Consider the following 15,939-nt stretch of genomic DNA (forward strand, 5'->3'; position numbering starts at 1 on the left):
TCCCCGAAGGCAGAGGTAACTGTGCGATCTCGGATACGAACACTGCTGGCCGTCCTCGCCGCCAGCGCCACCGTCGCGGCGGGTACCGCGCTCACCCCCGCGTCGCCCGCCTCGGCGGCGCCCGGCAGCCCGGCCGTCCGGCCGCCCCTGGGCTGGAACAGTTGGAACACCTTCGGCTGCAACATCAACGAAGCCAAGATCCGCGGCGCTGCGGACGCCATGGTCAACTCCGGTATGCGCGCGGCCGGCTATCAGTACGTGGTGGTCGACGACTGCTGGCAGGCCACCACCCGGGACGCCGCCGGCAACCTGCGCTCCGACCCGGTGCGATTCCCGTCCGGCATGAAGGCGCTCGGCGACTACATCCACTCGAAGGGGCTCAAGTTCGGCATCTACCAGGCACCTCGTGAGGAGACCTGCGCCCAGTACTTCAACGCCCTCGGCGGGGCCACCGGCGCGCTGAATCACGAGCAGCAGGACGCCACCACGTTCGCGTCCTGGGGGGTCGACTTCCTGAAGTACGACTGGTGCTCGCCGTGGGGCAGCCTGAACGACCAGATCGCGGGCTTCACGAAGATGCGCGACGCGCTGCGTGCCACAGGCCGGCCGATCGTCTACTCGATCAACTCCAACAGCGCGCACTCCAACACCGGTCCGTCCTACGACTGGAGCAACGTGGCGGACATGTGGCGTACCACCGAGGACATCACCGACCGGTGGAGCACCGGCTGCCGGGCCGACTGCTTCATGGGCGTCACCGAGATCCTCGACGTCCAGGCGCCCCTGGCCGCGTGGGCCGGCCCGGGGCACTGGAACGACCCCGACATGCTCGAGGTCGGTGTCCGCGGGACGTTCACCCCGACGCAGAACCGCGCGCACTTCAGCATGTGGGCCATGATGGCCGCGCCGCTGATCGCCGGCAACGACATCACCGCGATGCCCGCCGACGTCCGTGACGTGCTGACCAACCCCGACGTGCTGGCGGTCAACCAGGACAGCGCGGGCCGGCAGGCCCGGCGGGTGCGCGACCTCGGCGAGACCGAGGTGTGGGCCAAGACCCTCGCCGACGGCTCCGGCGCGGTCGCCCTGCTGAACCGCTCGGGCAGCACCGCGACGGTGTCCACCACCGCCGCCGAGATCGGCATGCCGGCGGCCGGCAGCTACACCCTGGCCGACGTCTGGACCAGGGCGTCGCGGAACACCGCCGCGGCGATCAGCGCGACCGTCCCGCCGAACGGCGTGGTCATGTACCGGGTCCGGACCGGCTCGTCGACGCCCACCACCTCCTTCGGCCTGCGCGGCGTGGGCTCCGGTCGCTGCCTGGACGTGCTCGGCGGCGCGCCGACCGACGGCGTCCAGGCGGTCCTCTGGGATTGCAACGGCGGCATCACCCAGGTCGTCACCGCGGCTTCGGGCCAACTCCGCATTGGCGGGAAGTGCCTCGACGCCGAGAGCAACGGCACCGCGAACGGCACCAGGGTCATCCTCTGGACCTGCGGTACGGGCACCAACCAGCAGTGGACGAGCCAATCTGACGGCACCATCCGAGGAGGGCAATCAGGGAAATGTATCGACGTCAATCAAGCGGGTACTGCCAACAACAGCCCGTTGGTCCTGTGGACCTGCTCCGGCGCGTCCCACCAACGATGGACGCGCGTCTGACGGGCAGGGACGGGCCGCCCCGCGCGGAACGAACGACGCAGCGGGGGAGCCGTCGGACCGGTGTCCACCGTGCCGACCGGTGGGCCGACGCCGACCGAGCATCCCGCTCGTGAAACTCCGGGCATCCATGGCCCCCTGACCCCGTCTCCGACATCCATCCGCACCCGACCACCGATGCGCGCTGATCCACCGCAAGCCACCGAACGACGTACCACCCATCGCGCCGTTCCCGCAGGCCATCGGGCTGCCCGGCGCCCCGTCCCCAGGAGTAGTCGTGACACCTTCAGTTTCACCCGTACGGAGAACGCCCATCCTCCGCCGCCTGGCGGTGCTGTCCCTGTCCGTCGCCGTTCTGGCCGCCGGAGGGGCCGCGGCAACGCAGTCCTCGTCCGCCGCCGCGCCGACCGTCGCGCCCCGGGCGGCGGCGACCCCCACGACACCGCCTGGGTCGTACCCGGGGCCGGGCCGGGTCACCGGGGACGTCGGGGTGCACGATCCGACGATCGTGGTCCGTCCGGGTGGTGGTTACCTGTTGGCGCACACCGGTGCCAACATCGCCCTCAAGACCTCCAGTGACCGGACCGCGTTCCGTAACGCAGGTGCGGTGTTCCCCAACGGTGCGCCGTGGACCACCACGTACACCGGTGGCAGCAGCAACCTGTGGGCGCCGGACCTGTCCTACCGTGATGGTCGGTACTGGCTGTACTACTCGGCCTCGACGTTCGGGTCGAACCGGTCGGCGATCTTCCTGGCCACGAGCACCACCGGTGCCTCCGGCAGTTGGACCAACCAGGGTCTGGTGATCGAGTCCCGGACGTCGGACAACTTCAACGCGATCGATCCGAACCTGGTGGTCGACGCCTCCGGCAGGTGGTGGCTCAGCTTCGGGTCGTTCTGGTCCGGCATCAAGATGGTGGCGCTGAATCCGGCCACCGGGAAGCGCTCCGACACGACGGTGCGCAGCATCGCGGGCCGCAACGGAGGCGCGATCGAAGCCCCGGTGATCGTGCGGCACGGCAGCTACTACTACCTGTGGGTGTCGTTCGACAGGTGCTGCCAGGGCGCGGCGAGCACCTACCGGGTCATGGTGGGCCGGTCCACCTCGGTCACCGGGCCGTACCTCGACCGCAACGGTGTGGCGATGACCGCCGGCGGTGGCACCCAGGTGCTCGCCGGGCACGGCAACATCCACGGACCGGGGCATCAGGCGGTGTTCACCGACACCGACGCCGAGGTGCTCGTCTACCACTACTACGCCGACAACGGCGCGTCGTTGCTGGGCATCAACCTGCTCGGCTACGACAACGCCGGCTGGCCGTTCGTCTACTGACCGGGAAGGGGATCCGATGATGCGCAGAATCCTGGTCACCGGGGCGGTGGCGATGCTCGCCGCGGCGGGCACGGCGGTCGCCACCCCGGCCGCCGAGGCCGCAACGGTGCAGCCGAACGTGTCCTACGTGCTGGTCAACCGCAACAGCGGCAAGGCCCTCGATGTCTACAACCTGGCAACCACCGACGGTGCCGCCATCAACCAGTACACCCGCAACGACGGTGCCTGGCAGCAGTGGCGGTTCCTCGACTCCGGCAGTGGCTGGTACCGGCTGCAGTCGGTGCACAGCGGCAAGGTGCTCGACCTGCCCACCACCGCCGACGGCGTCCAGCTGGTGCAGAACACCGACCGCAACGACGCCCGCCAGCAGTTCCGGCTCGCCGACTCGGCCGGCGGTCAGGTCCGGCTGGTCAACCGCAACAGCGGCAAGGCCCTCGAGGTCTGGGAGTGGTCCACCGCCGACGGTGCCAGGGTCTCGCAGTACCAGGACCTCGACGGCGCGAACCAGCAGTGGCAGCTCGTCGCCCTCGGCCCCGGCACCCGAACCTTCACCAACCCGATCAAGCGCAACGGCCCGGACCCGTGGCTGCAGTACCACAACGGCTACTACTACCTGGCCACCACGACCTGGAACTCCACCATCACCATGCGCCGGTCGACCACCCTGGCCGGGTTGGCCACCGCGCCCGACCAGGTCATCTTCAACCTGTCGAGCCGGCCCAACGGCTGCTGCAACATGTGGGCGCCGGAGTTCCACCTGATCAACGGCCCGAACGGCAACCGCTGGTACTTCTACTACACCGCCGGCCGGAACGTCCCCGACTACAACCCCACCCAACGGCTGCACGTCCTCGAATCGGCGGGCACCGACCCGATGGGCCCGTACACCTTCAAGGCCGACCTCGGCAGCGACTGGTCCCTCGACGCCAGCGTGCTGAAGGTGGGCAGCAGCCTCTACCTGATGGCAACCTATGGCGGTGACGGCGCCGGGCAGAGCAACTCCATCCAGCGGCTGTCCAACCCCTGGACCCTGCAGGGCTCCCGTGCGCGGCTCTCCGCACCGACGCTGTCCTGGGAACGGCAGACCGGGGTGGTCAATGAGGGACCCGAGCCGCTCTACCACAACGGCAAGGTGATGGTCGTCTATTCGGCCTCCGCCTGCTGGGGTCCGGACTACAAGCTCGGGCTGCTCACCCTCACCGGCACCGACCCGATGAACCCGGCGCACTGGACGAAGAAGTCCACCCCGGTGTTCCAGCGCAGCGACGCGAACGGTGTGTTCGCGCCCGGCCACAACGGGTTCTTCAAGTCACCGGACGGCACCGAGGACTGGATCGTCTACCACGCCAACGACTCCGCCTCCGGCGGATGCGACATGAACCGTTCCACCCGTGCCCAGAAGTTCACCTGGAACGCAGACGGCACGCCCAACTTCGGGACCCCGGTACGGCTGGGCGCGACGCTTACCGCACCCTCCGGCGAATAGCACGCGCAGGTCCCGGTCGCCACCCGCGCCCAGCAGTCCCTCCGGGCGCGGGTGGCGACCACCTCGCTCAACTGCACGGGTATCGGTGGCGCAGCCGGTCGTCATTCGTGTCGTCGCTGAACAGGATCTGCCTGCACGGGACGTCGGATATGGACGCGCCCGGGGCTCCACTCGGCCTGCGGCGAATGGTTCAAGGTGGCCACAAGCCGGGTGACGGCAATTGCTGTAGAGCATGAACATTGACGGAAGTCTATCTCTTTGTTAAGTTGCAGAAGTAACTGGTAACACCGAGGAGCATGACGATTCCCGCCGTCATCGTGCGGCGAAAGGGCGTCACGAGCGTCCGACCCGAGTCGTCTCACGCTTCCGGCGGTGACCGTCCGGGCAGCCACCCCGGCGCTCGGAGCCGGGCGCGGAAGGGGGCCGGGGCGCACCCCGGTCGAGATCCGGACCGCGACGGCCAGCCCGGTCAGCAGCTCCGGATCAACGCCGACGGTACGGAGACCGCGGTCGACGCCGGCAGGTGCCCGGACGTCGACGGTGCCGCCACGGCCGACGGCACCCGGCCGCGACTGCCGGACGGCGATAACCGGACGCGGACCCGGCGACCTGCCAGGGGCGCGGCACCCGATCCGTGCCCGGACGGGGTTCGCCACGTGGGTCCGTTCACGGGTGCCGGGAAGCAGGACACACCGACCCTGATCACCTCCATCGCAAGGAGTGAGTCTCATGTACAGACGTAACTTCCTCAGGCTGGGCGTCGCCGGAGTGGCCACCGTGGGCGCGGGGTCCGTGTTCGGTCCCTGGCAGGCGCACGCCGGCCCGGTCCGTCCGCTCCGGGCCGCGCCGACCACGCCGTTCGCCGTGGGCGTGCGCCAGTACAACTGGGTGCGCGGCAGCCGCCGGATCACCACCTTCGTGTACTACCCCGCCACCGGTGCTCCCGGCGGTAATCCCGTCACCAACGCCCCCGTCGCCCCGGGCGTCTTCCCCGTCTGCGCCTACCAGCACGGCCTCGGCGGCACCCCGCAGGGCGCCCTGTCGGTCATCCGCCCGCTGGCTGCGGCCGGTTTCATCGTGCCCGCCGTCAGCGTGCCCAGCGTCGGCATCGGTGACACGTACAACGGCGAACTGCCCAGGGACAACTCCGAAGCCATCACCCGGACCCTTGCCCTCAACACCGCGGGTGACCCGTTGGCCGGCCACATCGACACCACCGTCGGGGTCGGCATGTCCGGGCACTCGATGGGCGGCATGACCACCCATGCGATGCTCACCGCCTTCCCCGACCCCCGGATCAAGGCCGCGATCCCGATGTCCTGTGTGGACATGGGCAATCCGAGCGGCAGTGTCCGTGCCAACGTGCTGTTCATCCACGGAGACCGGGACCCCACCTGCCCATACCCCTCGGCCCGCCAGGCGTATGCGGAGCTACCGGCCCCCAAGGCGTTCCTCACCTTCGTCGGTGGCGACCACGGCAACTTCTTCGGCAACGCCCTGTCCATGCGGACCTTCATCGACTGGATGCGGTGGAGCCTGTACGGCGACACCACCGCCCGCGACCGTCTCACCGCCGACGCGACGTCATCCACCACCAGGTGGGAGTTCGCCCCGGGCTCGACCGTGCCGCCGCCCACCTCCACCTTCTACGACCTGACAGCCCAGCACAGCGGCAAGGTCGCCGAGATCACCGGTGCCTCCACCACGGCCGGAGCCGCCCTCGTCCAGTGGCCGAGCAACGGCGGGCCGAACCAGCAATTCGAGTTCCTCGACGCCGGCGGGGGCTACTTCCGCATCAGGGCCCGCCACAGCGGCCTGGTGCTCCAGGTAGCCAACAACACCAGCGGTGCCGACATCACCCAACAGCCCGACACCAACGCGGCCAGCCAACAATGGCGCATAACCGACCATGGCGGCGGCGTGATCAGCCTCGTCAACCGGCAATCCGGCCTGGCCATGGACGTGTGGGAGAACTCCGCCACCGACGGCGTCCGCATCTCCCAGTACGCGTACTCCGGCAACCCGAACCAACGTTTCACCCGCCGACCCGTCTGACCCGGAAGCCCGTCGCCCCGGTGCCGGCCCGCGCCGGTACGGGGGCGACGGGCGGCCCGCCGACACCTTCTCGGCGGTCGTCGTCAGGACCGTGGGTGGACCGAGATCGAGGAGAATGGGTCGTGATCGAGGTGAACGGCCGCCGGTTGGCGGGCGACCCGTGGGCGATAGCCTCCCGACCGGCCAGGTGGCCCAGGGGCCCCGGCATGCGTGACGTCGCCGAGCTGGCAGGAGTGTCCTACCAGACGGTTTCCCGGGTGATCAACCGGCATCCGCACGTCGCGGCCGCAACCCGGCAGCGGGTGCTGGACGCGATGCAGAAGTTGCACTATCGCCGGAATCTCCTTGCCCGCGCGCTGGTCACACGGCGGTCCGGCACGGTGGGGATCATCGGCTGCGAGAGTTCGTTGTTCGGTCCGACCTCGATGCTGTTCGCGATCGAGAGCGCGGCCCGGGCGGCGGGTTACTCGGTGAGCGTCGCCAGCGCCCGCCACCTGGACCGCCGGTCGGTGCTCGATGCGGTGGACCGGCTCTGCCAGCAGTCGGTCGAGGGGATCATCACCATCGCGCCCAAGCCGGCGATGTCCGACGCGCTGACCGAGGCCCCGCCCACGGTGGCCTGCGTGACCGTGGGCGGGGGCAGCAGCGACGCGGTGCCGAGTACCCAGATCGACAACGTCGCGGGCGCGCGCCTGGCCAGCCGGCACCTGATCGAGCTGGGGCACCGCACCGTCCACCACCTGGCCGGGCCGGACGACTGGCCTGAGGCCGGCGAGCGGCTCCGGGGCTGGCGTGAGGCGTTGCAGGACGCCGGTCGACCGATCCCTCCCGTCATGTCGGGGAACTGGAGTGCCCGGGCGGGATACGAGCAGGGTGGGCGACTGGCAGCCGACCCGTGCGTGACGGCCGTCTTCTGCGCCAGCGACCAGTTGGCCCTCGGCGTGCTGCGGGCCCTGCACGAGGCCGGTCGACGGGTCCCCGAGGATGTCAGCGTGGTGGGTTTCGACGGGGTGCTCGACGGCGCGCACTATCTGCCGCCGCTGACCACCGTGCGCCAAGACTTCGCCGAGCTGGGTCGGCTCAGCCTGGGGCTCCTGCTGTCCCAACTGGACCCGGCCGGGGACCCTCCGACATCTCGGCGGCAACTGCTCGTTCCTGAGCTGGTGATCAGGCGTAGCACGGCACGACCTCGTCACCGGGAATGAGCGAGGCTCTCCGCGTCGCGTAACCGGAAGCTCCCGCCACCCCTTGTTCGGATATGACGTGACATGGCGTCGTGCCATGGAGATTCAGGCACGACTCGTTCTGGGCGTGCTCGACGGAACGCAGCCCCGATACCATGGCATCAAGATCCGATAAACCTGGACGACGTGCGGCCCCCGAGCGCGCCTACCGAGACCGCGCTCGAATTCATGGAGCGGCTCGACCAACGTTCACCATCATCGTGCTCACCGACGCGGCCAGACGATAGATCCCCACCGGTGATCCGGTGGTCGCCGGAGCAGAGAACACGGTGCAGAGGTGACCGCCCCCTGCCGAACGGCACGTGCACGGTTGCCTACCGGGTCGTCTCCACCAACGGGCACCCGGGGCAGGGGTCGTACCCGTTCACGGTGGCCGACCCGAACTCCACCGTCCCACCGGTCGCCAGCCCGCCGACGGACACCCCGCCCGCTGCCGCGACGGTGAAGGACGACCGAGGTCCGGGCGTCGGCGTCCTCCTCGTCGCCGGTTCCACCCTGACCGTCCTCGTCGTGCTGGTGGGTGGGCTGCGGCGGCGGGCGGCCCGCCGTTGGCCAGACCCCCGCTCCCGCGATCGCGGCACATTCTCCGAGGGGATCCCTGAACGCGTGGCAGGCCGGGTCCCGCCGTGCCTCGGTGTCGGTCTCGGGACGCCAGGGTGACGACGACCTGCGGGAGAGACGCCTGGCAGTCAGCTACCGGTGTGGGCCGGTCGAATGACGGTGAAGACGGCTCCCGCCGGGTCGGCGAGCGCGCAGACCCGACCGGTCACCACGTCGCGCGGCGGCACCAGCAGTCGGCCACCGCCCCGCTGGGCCCGCTCGGCGAGGTCGTCCGGGTCCGCCACGGCCAGATAGACCATCCAGCCGGCAGGCAGCAGGGTATCCAGCGGCGGAGGCGTGGCGAGCCGGCCGGCGACCGGCGCGACGTCGCCGACGAGCAGGGCGTACGAGTCGTCGGGGGCACCGGGTGGCACGCTGGACCGCAGGCCCAGGGCGGCAGTGTGGAACCGGTCCGCTCCGGCCGGGTCGGTCGTCATGTACTCGTACCAGCAGGGCCGACCGAGGCCCGGGACCACCGGGGCCGGTACGGTGCGCAGCCGGAAGCTCCCGCCCAGCGGGTCGTGCACCTCGTCGCCGGTCAGCCGGGCGCCGGCCGCGCCGGCGGCGGCCCGGACGGTGGCCTCGTCAGCGGTGCCGAAGACAGTCCACCAGCGGGCCGGGGCAGGACCGAACCGCAGCTCGGCGGCGGGAACCCCGCCGGCGGACGCGGTGCAGCCGTCGGCGGTGGTCTGGTACGTCCAGCCCAACAGGTCCTGGTAGAAGGTACGGGCAGCGTCGAGATCGCTCGTGACAAGTTCGGCGCCGGTGGGGAACGGCCTTGTCCGGGGTGCGTTCACCTGAGTCTCCAAACCGGGCGGTTGATCAGGGTTCAGGATGCCCCACGACTGTCCCGGCCGCGCCGCCGCCCTGCCGCAAATCGAACGTTCGACCGAGCAGTTCGTCCAATGGGGCCGGTCGGCCCAGGTGGTAGCCCTGGCCGGCGTCTACGCCCAGCATCCGCAGCGCCGGCACCAGCGCGGCACGCTCCACCGACTCGGCGACGGTTCGCATGCCCAGGCCGTGCGCGGCGCGGACGACCGCGTCGATGAGCACGGGATCGGCGCCGCCGTGATCCGCCTGGCGGACGAAGTCGCCCGCGATCTTGACCGTGCTGAAGGGGAGGTGCTTGAGATAGGCGAACGAGCCGAACCCGGCGCCGAAGTCGTCCAGGCTCAGCCGGCAACCCGCGTCGCGCAGGGTGCTGGCGAGGTGCCGCACCGCGGCGACATTGGTGATCGCCGCGGTCTCGGTGATCTCCAGGCCGAGCCGGCTCGCGTCGATACCGGCCGCGCGCAGGGTGCGCACCACCCAGTCACCGAAGCCCGGCGATTCCAGGGAACGAGCCGAGATGTTGACGTCGAAGCACATTCCCGCCGTCATGGCCTTGGGGTGGGCCAGCGCCTCCGTGGCGGTGAACACCACCCACCGGTCGAGCTCACCGATGAGGTCGTCACGTTCCACCGTCGGCAGGAACTCCGCCGGTGACAGGCTGGGCTCCCCGCCGTCCCGCAGCCGGATGAGCAGCTCGCGGCTGACCACTTCCCCGGTCGACAGGTCGATGATCGGCTGGGCGTCCAATCGCATCCGGTTCTCGTCGAGGGCCTTGCGGACCCGGGTCACCACGTTGACGCGCTGCACGGCGTGCCGGTACTGCTCCGGCAGGTAGAGCCTGGCCCGGTTGCGGCCGGCGTTCTTCGCCTCATACAGGGCGAGGTCGGCGTGGGCGAGCACGGCGTCGCGGGTGTCGCCCGGTTCCAGCGAGGCGGCACCGATGCTCAGGGTCACCCGCAGCCCGGTGCCGGCCAATGGCACGGGCGTGCGGACACTGGCGTCGCAGAGCCGCTCGGCGACGGCGAGGGCGTCCTCGGCGTACGCCCCCGGCAGGACGACCGCGAACTCGTCGCCGCCCAGGCGGCCCAGCACCGTGCCGTCGGGCAGCTCGTGCAGCAGCCGCCGGGCCAGGACGCGCAGCACGTCGTCGCCGACCGCGTGCCCGTGCACGTCGTTGATGTCCTTGAAGTTGTCGATGTCGATCAGCAGCAACGCCGCGGACCGTTCCCGCAGCTCGGCGATCAGGTCGTCGAGGCGGGCCAGCAGGGCACGGCGGTTCGGCAGATCGGTCAGCGGGTCGCGTTCGGCCAGCTTGGTCAGCTCGTCCTGCACCCGCCGCATCGCGGTGATGTCGTGGGCGGTGCCCAGGACGCGCGCCGGCGCCCCAGCGGCATCGGGGAAGACCTCGCCGTAGCACTCGAAGACGCGTAGTGTCACGCCGTCGGCGAGGTACATCCGATGCGTGTAGGAGAACGAGCCGCCGTCGCGCAGGGCCTTCTCCAACGTCCGTTCGATCATCGCAACGTCGTCCGGGTACAACATCTGCCGGTAGGAGTCGTAGTCGAGGTGCGCATCAGCAGGCAGACCGAACATCTGCAGCAGCACGTCGCTCCAGACGACCTCACCGGTCAGTACGTTCCACTCCCAGGTGCCCACCTTGGCGAGTTGCTCGAGGTGGGCCAGCCGCCACCGGTAGTTGCGCCCACGGTCGCGTTCCTGCCGCTCGGCGCTGACGTCGCGCAGCTCGTACAGGCGCAGCGGTTGCCCCTCGTGCTCCATGCCGTGACATCGCACCCGTAACCACCTGGTGGCCCCGTCGGCACCTCGCACCGGGAGGTCCACCGCGGGCCCGTCGGGCCCGATCTGCCCCAGCGGCAACTCTGCCAGCCCGACACCCAACTGGTGACCGGCCGGGTTGCACCAGAGACAGCGGCCGTCCGGGGCCATTATCGCCAAGGCGGTGGAGGCGGTGTCCGCCGCGAGTCCCGGCAGCATGCTCACCTAGGGCTACCCACTTCCCTTCGCCGAGCAGGGCACAGCACGGCCACGGCTGACGGACGGTCATCCTATCGCGACGGGCAGTCTAGCGGCCGTCCGGACGGTCCGCTCAGGGCGTCGGCGGCGAGAGCGGCGGGACCGGTCGCGATGCTGTTCGATCGGGCTCGTGGTGACGGGTTGGAGCTGACCGGTGAGGGCGGGCTGTGGCAGCAGTCATGAGGGCACCCCGTGGTGGTCGGCCGATGGCACGTCCGAGGGTCGCGCCGCCGGGCCGGACGGCACGGGTCCGGTGATCTCGGCCGCGGCTTCGGCTATCCCGCAGACCGGCACGTGAGGTCAGCGGCCATTGATGTCGGTGGCTTGCGCGCGGCACGGTGGCGTGGCAGGAGGAAGGGGCCTCCGGAACGAACAAAGGACTCTGGACCGGATCAGCAGGTGGTGAGCATGCCGACACGCCACCGCGACGTACAGGCCGCGCCGGGCCGGTCGCCGGAGCCGGCTCGTCTTCGCCCGCCGCGACGGCGGTAAACGGGGACGATCTCCCGACGACAACGGCGCCGGATTACGCGTCCGGCGTGATGTCGGTGGAAAAGGCCACCTCGCAGCCGTTCTCGACATCGGCGGTCAGCGCGTCGATGCGGGCCTTCGCCGACCCGTACGAGTCGGAGCCGAGTAGCTGGTGCAACGGGGCCTTGCCGTCGGCGGCCACTTCGATGATCGCGGCGGCGGCCTTGACCGGGTCGCCGAGCTGGGTGCCGGGCATCGCCTGACGCGCCTCGGTCATCTCCCGGATCGCCTGGTAACCGTCAATCGTGGCCGACGGCAGGCAGAGAGATGGTAGGCAGGAAGTCGGTGCGCGTGTAACCGGGCTCGATGAGATTCACGTCGGTGCCGAAGCCGGAAACCTCGGCGGCCAGTGCCTCGGTGAGGCCTTCCAGGGCGTACTTTCCGGCGCAGTAGAGACCCCAGCCTGGGAACGCGGTCATGCCGAGGATCGACGAGATGTTGATGATGCGACCGCCGCGCCGGGCCCGCATGGCCGGCAGCACGGCCCGTAGCACGTTCCAGACTCCGAAGATCTGTACGTCGAACATCTGCCGGGCCTCGGTGTCGGAGACCTCCTCGACCGCGCCGAGGAAGCCGTAACCGGCGTTGTTGACCACCACGTCGATCTGACCGAACCGCTGGGTGGACTTCTCCACGGCCGCCGCGACGGCCGCCTCGTCGGTGAGGTCGAGCTCGAGGATCAGCAGCCGGGACCGATCGGCTTCGCCGAGCGCCTCGTCGAGGCGCCGCGCCGTGCGGGTGGTCGCGGCCACGGTGTCGCCGCGACGCAGCAGTTGGGTGACCAGCTTTGGCCGGGCGGGGAGCGGTCGTCGTCGCCCACTTCGGCACCGACCGCGAGGGCGCTGCGGCGACCGTCGACCGGATCGGGCGGGACGGGGGAACGGCGTACGCCGTCGGCGCGGAACTGGGTGTGGACGGCGACGTCGAGACGTTGTTCGCGGGGGTCGAGGCGTGCCTGGCCGGACGGCCACTGGACATCCTCGTCAACAACGCGGCGGCACCACCCGCCGACCCGCTCGGTGTCACCACCCGGGCTGCCTTCGACCACCTGTTCGCGGTCAACGTCCGCGCACCGTACTTCGTCATCGAACGGGCGTTGCCCCTGCTGAGCGACGGCGGGCGGGTCATCACGATCTCTTCCGTGGCGACCCGGACGGCCAACGCCGGCCAGACGTCGTTCGCCATGACCAAGGGCGCGGTGGAGACGATGACCCGGACCCTGGCCCAGCAGCTCGGGGCCCGGGGCATCACGGTGAACGCGGTCGCGCCCGGCGCCACCCGGACCGCGACCAACGGGCCGGTCTTCGCCACGCCGGGCCTGGCCGCGCTGATCACCTCGATGACGGCACTGGACAGGTTGGGTGAGCCCAGTGACGTCGCCGACGTGGTCGCGTTCCTCGCCTCCGACACCGCGCGTTGGGTCACCGGGCAGGTCATCGACGCCAGCGGCGGGCACTTCCTCGGCCCGCCCGCCTGACCACCGGTCGGTTCAGGCCGGGGCCGGGTGGTCCGCCTCGAACCGTTCCCGGGTGAGGAAGGCCAGCTGGGCCCGCTTGTCGGGCATGTCGATCTCCTCGGCGAAGGTGAACCCCTCCCGCTGCAGCCGGTGCAGTGCGAACCGGTTGCGTACGTCGGGCTCGACCACGATCCGCAGGCGGGTGGGGTCGCGGAACAGGAACCGGGCCAGCGCCGGACCGATCGCGGCGGTGAGCCCGCGCGGCGGGCGACGCCCGGGGGCGAGCAGCAGGTGCATGCCGATGTCGCCGGGACGCACCCGGTAGCGCTCGCCGACCGGGTCGGCCTCCGGCTGGTAGCTCTGGAACAGGCCGACCGGCGTGCCGTCCAGTTCGATCAGGTACGCATGGTGGGTGCTCAGCCCGTCGACGAACGTGTAGGTCTCGCGTACCTCCTCGACGGTGTGCGACCCCATGCCCCAGAACGCCGCGCGGGGCTCGGTCACCCAGCCGTGCAGCAGCGCGGCGTGGGCGGCCGGGTCGACCACGGTGAGGGTCAGCTCACCGAAGCCGGGGATCTTCTCCTGGTAGGTCACGGGGTCCTCGTCTCGGGGGGAACGGGTCAGGGTGCGCCAGTCGGTCTCGACGGGGATCAGCCCACCGGTGGCCCACAGCGGGAGCTGGTCGGCGAAGTGCGGGTCGTCGGGGCGGCCGGAGACACCGAAGGGGACGATCCACCGGCTCGCCGCCCGGTCGGTCAGGTCCCACACGTACCGGGCGACCGGCCCCCGCCAGCACGCGTCGGAGACCCCGGGCACGCTGGAGGTGGCCAGCACACAGTCGGTGTCGCCGCCGAGGGCGGTGCCGTCGCGCATCGCGGCGACCCGGTCCGCGACCGCCGGGGACACCCCGAGGTGCAGCGGGTGCAGCAGGTGCCGCCGTCCCCAGGCGTCGGGAGGGTCACCGGCCGCGACCTCCTCCAGCGCGGCGGCGGCGAGCGGCTCGACCGCGCCACCGAGGCGGGGAAGCCCGGCGACCACCCCCTCCACGGCGTGCCCGATCCGGGCCAGCGGGTCGGTCCACGGCGTGAAGAGCGGGTCGTAGCCGCCGGGGGCGTGCAGGGGAGCCAGGGCCGGGTGCGCGGCGAGCCGGCGGACCAGCGCGGCCCGCCAGGCGGCGAACGCCCCGGCGTCGACGCTGTCGGGGTCCATCCGGCCGTCCCAGCCGGTCAGCCGGTCCCGCAGCCGCCGGGCCGGCCCGCTGAGCGGTCCCGGGTCGAGCCGGTCGAGCAGACCGCGCAGCACCGTCGACCCCCGCCGGGTGTCCATGTGTACGGCGGGCGCGGCGACGCCCTCGGCGAGCAGCTCGCGGATCCGGTGGGCCCGGTGTGGCGGGGCGAAGTCGACACCGAGGTCGGCCACGTCGTCACGCCTGTCGTTGGCGCAGACCGCCGGTCCACCGACGGCTACCGGTTTGGTGGCGGCGTAGTCGCCGCGCCACCGGTAGCGGGGGTCCCAGCCGGGCACCGGTTCCCGCCGGCACCTGTCGTCGCGGTGGGGCACCAGACCGGCGACGAGCTGCTGCACCGTTCCGTGCCGGTCGGCGACGAGCACGCTGTTGACCGGTTCGACCCAGCCGCGCAGCGCGTCGGCGACGTCGTCGGCGGTCCGGGCCCGCAGCAACGGCAGCAGCGCGTCGAAGCCGAGACTCCCGGTCACCCGGGCCGGGGTGCGCAGGCTGAGCGCCTCCCCGGTGTGCCGGTCGTGGTCGATCACCGGGCCGCGCGGGGTCTCGATGATCTCGACGGTCTCGGTCGCGCCGCCGCGTACCTCGATCCGCTCGACGTGCCGGTGGGCCGGCACCCAGCCGTCGGCGTCGCGGACCAGCACCCGGTCGCCGTCGCGGCGCAGCTGCTCGCGATAGAGGTCCTGGTAGTCGGCCATCGCGTTGGTGACCGCCCAGGCGACGTCGCCGGCGTGCCCGAAGTGCGGCAGCCCGGGCACCCCGGGGAAGGCCAGTCCGACCACGTCGAACTCGGGGCAGGCCAGCCGGATCTGCTGGTAGATGCCGGGCAGTTCGAGCAGCCGGTGCGGGTCGCCGGCGATCACCGGCGCGCGGCCGGTCACCGGGTCGGCGGGCAGCGCCCAGGCGTTGCTGCCCGAGCCACCCGGCCCCTCGACGGCGAACAGGTCACGGGCGGCCGGGCCGAGGGTGGCGGCGACGTGGGCGTGCCACAGCTTCTGCGGGAAGGTGCCGAACAGGATGTGCTGGACGGCGAAGACGCCAAGCGGTGACCAGGGCCGCCACCGGCCGGGGGTGCTGCCGGTGGCGGCGAACTCCGGTGCCGCCGCCGCGCCGGCGGGGAGCGCGTCGTTGACCCCGTCGGCGTACGCGGTGACCCAGCGCCGGGTGGCCGGGGTGAGCCGGTCGAAGCAGCGCCGGGCGGTGTCGTCGAGGCGGGCCCGCCGGGCGAACCGGTCCCAGTCGCGCTCGGCGGGGCCGACGTGGGCGGCGAGCCGGCCCTCGGCCCGCCAACGCTCGACCTCCACCTGCCAGGCCCGGTCGGTCGCGGCCACCCGCCCCTGCCACCGGGCCAGCTCGTCGACGGTCTCCGCCCACAGGTGCGGTACGCCCGACCGGTCGCGGCGTACGCCGACGGCCGGACGCCCGCCCGGCGGGGTGCCGGTCCCACTCTCCACAGGACTCCCTAGA

12 protein-coding genes and 1 pseudogene are annotated in these 15,939 nt (G+C 71.3%); 7 read left to right on the plus strand and 6 right to left on the minus strand.

The window, feature by feature from the left end; genetic code table 11:
- Positions 1 to 21 precede the first annotated feature (21 nt).
- The 6 genes from OHQ87_RS09000 to OHQ87_RS31340 all read left to right on the plus strand — a co-directional run bounded on the left by OHQ87_RS09000 (position 22) and on the right by OHQ87_RS31340 (position 8,437).
- Positions 22 to 1,662: a glycoside hydrolase family 27 protein gene (locus tag OHQ87_RS09000; protein WP_328346791.1), complete on the plus strand. Its 1,641-nt coding sequence runs from the start codon at positions 22 to 24 to the stop codon at positions 1,660 to 1,662.
- 274 nt (positions 1,663 to 1,936) lie between these two features.
- The gene (locus tag OHQ87_RS09005; protein ID WP_328346792.1) at positions 1,937 to 2,992 is read left to right on the plus strand and encodes an arabinan endo-1,5-alpha-L-arabinosidase; all 1,056 of its coding nucleotides are present in this window, start codon (positions 1,937 to 1,939) and stop codon (positions 2,990 to 2,992) included.
- A 19-nt stretch (positions 2,993 to 3,011) separates the two neighbouring features.
- The gene (locus tag OHQ87_RS09010; RefSeq protein ID WP_328348782.1) at positions 3,012 to 4,478 is read left to right on the plus strand and encodes a family 43 glycosylhydrolase; all 1,467 of its coding nucleotides are present in this window, start codon (positions 3,012 to 3,014) and stop codon (positions 4,476 to 4,478) included.
- A gap of 729 nt (positions 4,479 to 5,207) precedes the next feature.
- Positions 5,208 to 6,533, plus strand: a complete 1,326-nt coding sequence (locus OHQ87_RS09015; protein WP_328346794.1) for an RICIN domain-containing protein — start codon at positions 5,208 to 5,210, stop codon at positions 6,531 to 6,533.
- Positions 6,534 to 6,739: 206 nt separating this feature from the next.
- Positions 6,740 to 7,738: a LacI family DNA-binding transcriptional regulator gene (locus OHQ87_RS09020; RefSeq protein WP_328346796.1), complete on the plus strand. Its 999-nt coding sequence runs from the start codon at positions 6,740 to 6,742 to the stop codon at positions 7,736 to 7,738.
- Positions 7,739 to 7,801: 63 nt separating this feature from the next.
- Complete coding sequence (locus OHQ87_RS31340; RefSeq protein WP_442930721.1) at positions 7,802 to 8,437, plus strand: copper resistance protein CopC; 636 nt, start codon at positions 7,802 to 7,804, stop codon at positions 8,435 to 8,437.
- 29 nt (positions 8,438 to 8,466) lie between these two features.
- On the opposite strand, the gene OHQ87_RS09030 is transcribed toward OHQ87_RS31340, so the two are convergent.
- From OHQ87_RS09030 to OHQ87_RS09045, 4 genes are all read right to left on the minus strand, one after another.
- Positions 8,467 to 9,174, minus strand: coding sequence for a VOC family protein (locus OHQ87_RS09030; RefSeq protein WP_328346798.1), 708 nt, complete (start codon positions 9,172 to 9,174; stop codon positions 8,467 to 8,469).
- Between the two features lie 25 nt (positions 9,175 to 9,199).
- Positions 9,200 to 10,987 (minus strand): putative bifunctional diguanylate cyclase/phosphodiesterase, encoded by a 1,788-nt coding sequence (locus OHQ87_RS09035; RefSeq protein ID WP_328346800.1) that lies wholly within the window; start codon positions 10,985 to 10,987, stop codon positions 9,200 to 9,202.
- Positions 10,988 to 11,768: 781 nt separating this feature from the next.
- Positions 11,769 to 11,990: a hypothetical protein gene (locus tag OHQ87_RS09040; protein WP_328346802.1), complete on the minus strand. Its 222-nt coding sequence runs from the start codon at positions 11,988 to 11,990 to the stop codon at positions 11,769 to 11,771.
- Positions 11,991 to 12,012: 22 nt separating this feature from the next.
- Complete coding sequence (locus tag OHQ87_RS09045; protein ID WP_328346804.1) at positions 12,013 to 12,525, minus strand: SDR family NAD(P)-dependent oxidoreductase; 513 nt, start codon at positions 12,523 to 12,525, stop codon at positions 12,013 to 12,015.
- A gap of 35 nt (positions 12,526 to 12,560) precedes the next feature.
- On the opposite strand from OHQ87_RS09045, the gene OHQ87_RS09050 reads away from it, so the two are divergent.
- Entirely contained in the window at positions 12,561 to 13,250 is a 690-nt protein-coding gene (locus OHQ87_RS09050; protein WP_328346806.1) for an SDR family oxidoreductase, read from the plus strand.
- 12 nt (positions 13,251 to 13,262) lie between these two features.
- Here OHQ87_RS09050 and OHQ87_RS09055 read toward each other — a convergent pair whose 3' ends face one another.
- Together OHQ87_RS09055 and OHQ87_RS09060 are read right to left on the minus strand one after the other, a co-directional pair.
- Positions 13,263 to 13,823 (minus strand): GNAT family N-acetyltransferase, encoded by a 561-nt coding sequence (locus tag OHQ87_RS09055; protein ID WP_328348783.1) that lies wholly within the window; start codon positions 13,821 to 13,823, stop codon positions 13,263 to 13,265.
- Positions 13,824 to 13,847: 24 nt separating this feature from the next.
- Positions 13,848 to 15,926: pseudogene (locus tag OHQ87_RS09060) on the minus strand (penicillin acylase family protein); the annotation flags it as partial.
- Positions 15,927 to 15,939: the final 13 nt, after the last annotated feature.

This window comes from Micromonospora sp. NBC_00421, from assembly GCF_036017915.1.
Lineage (GTDB): Bacteria > Actinomycetota > Actinomycetes > Mycobacteriales > Micromonosporaceae > Micromonospora.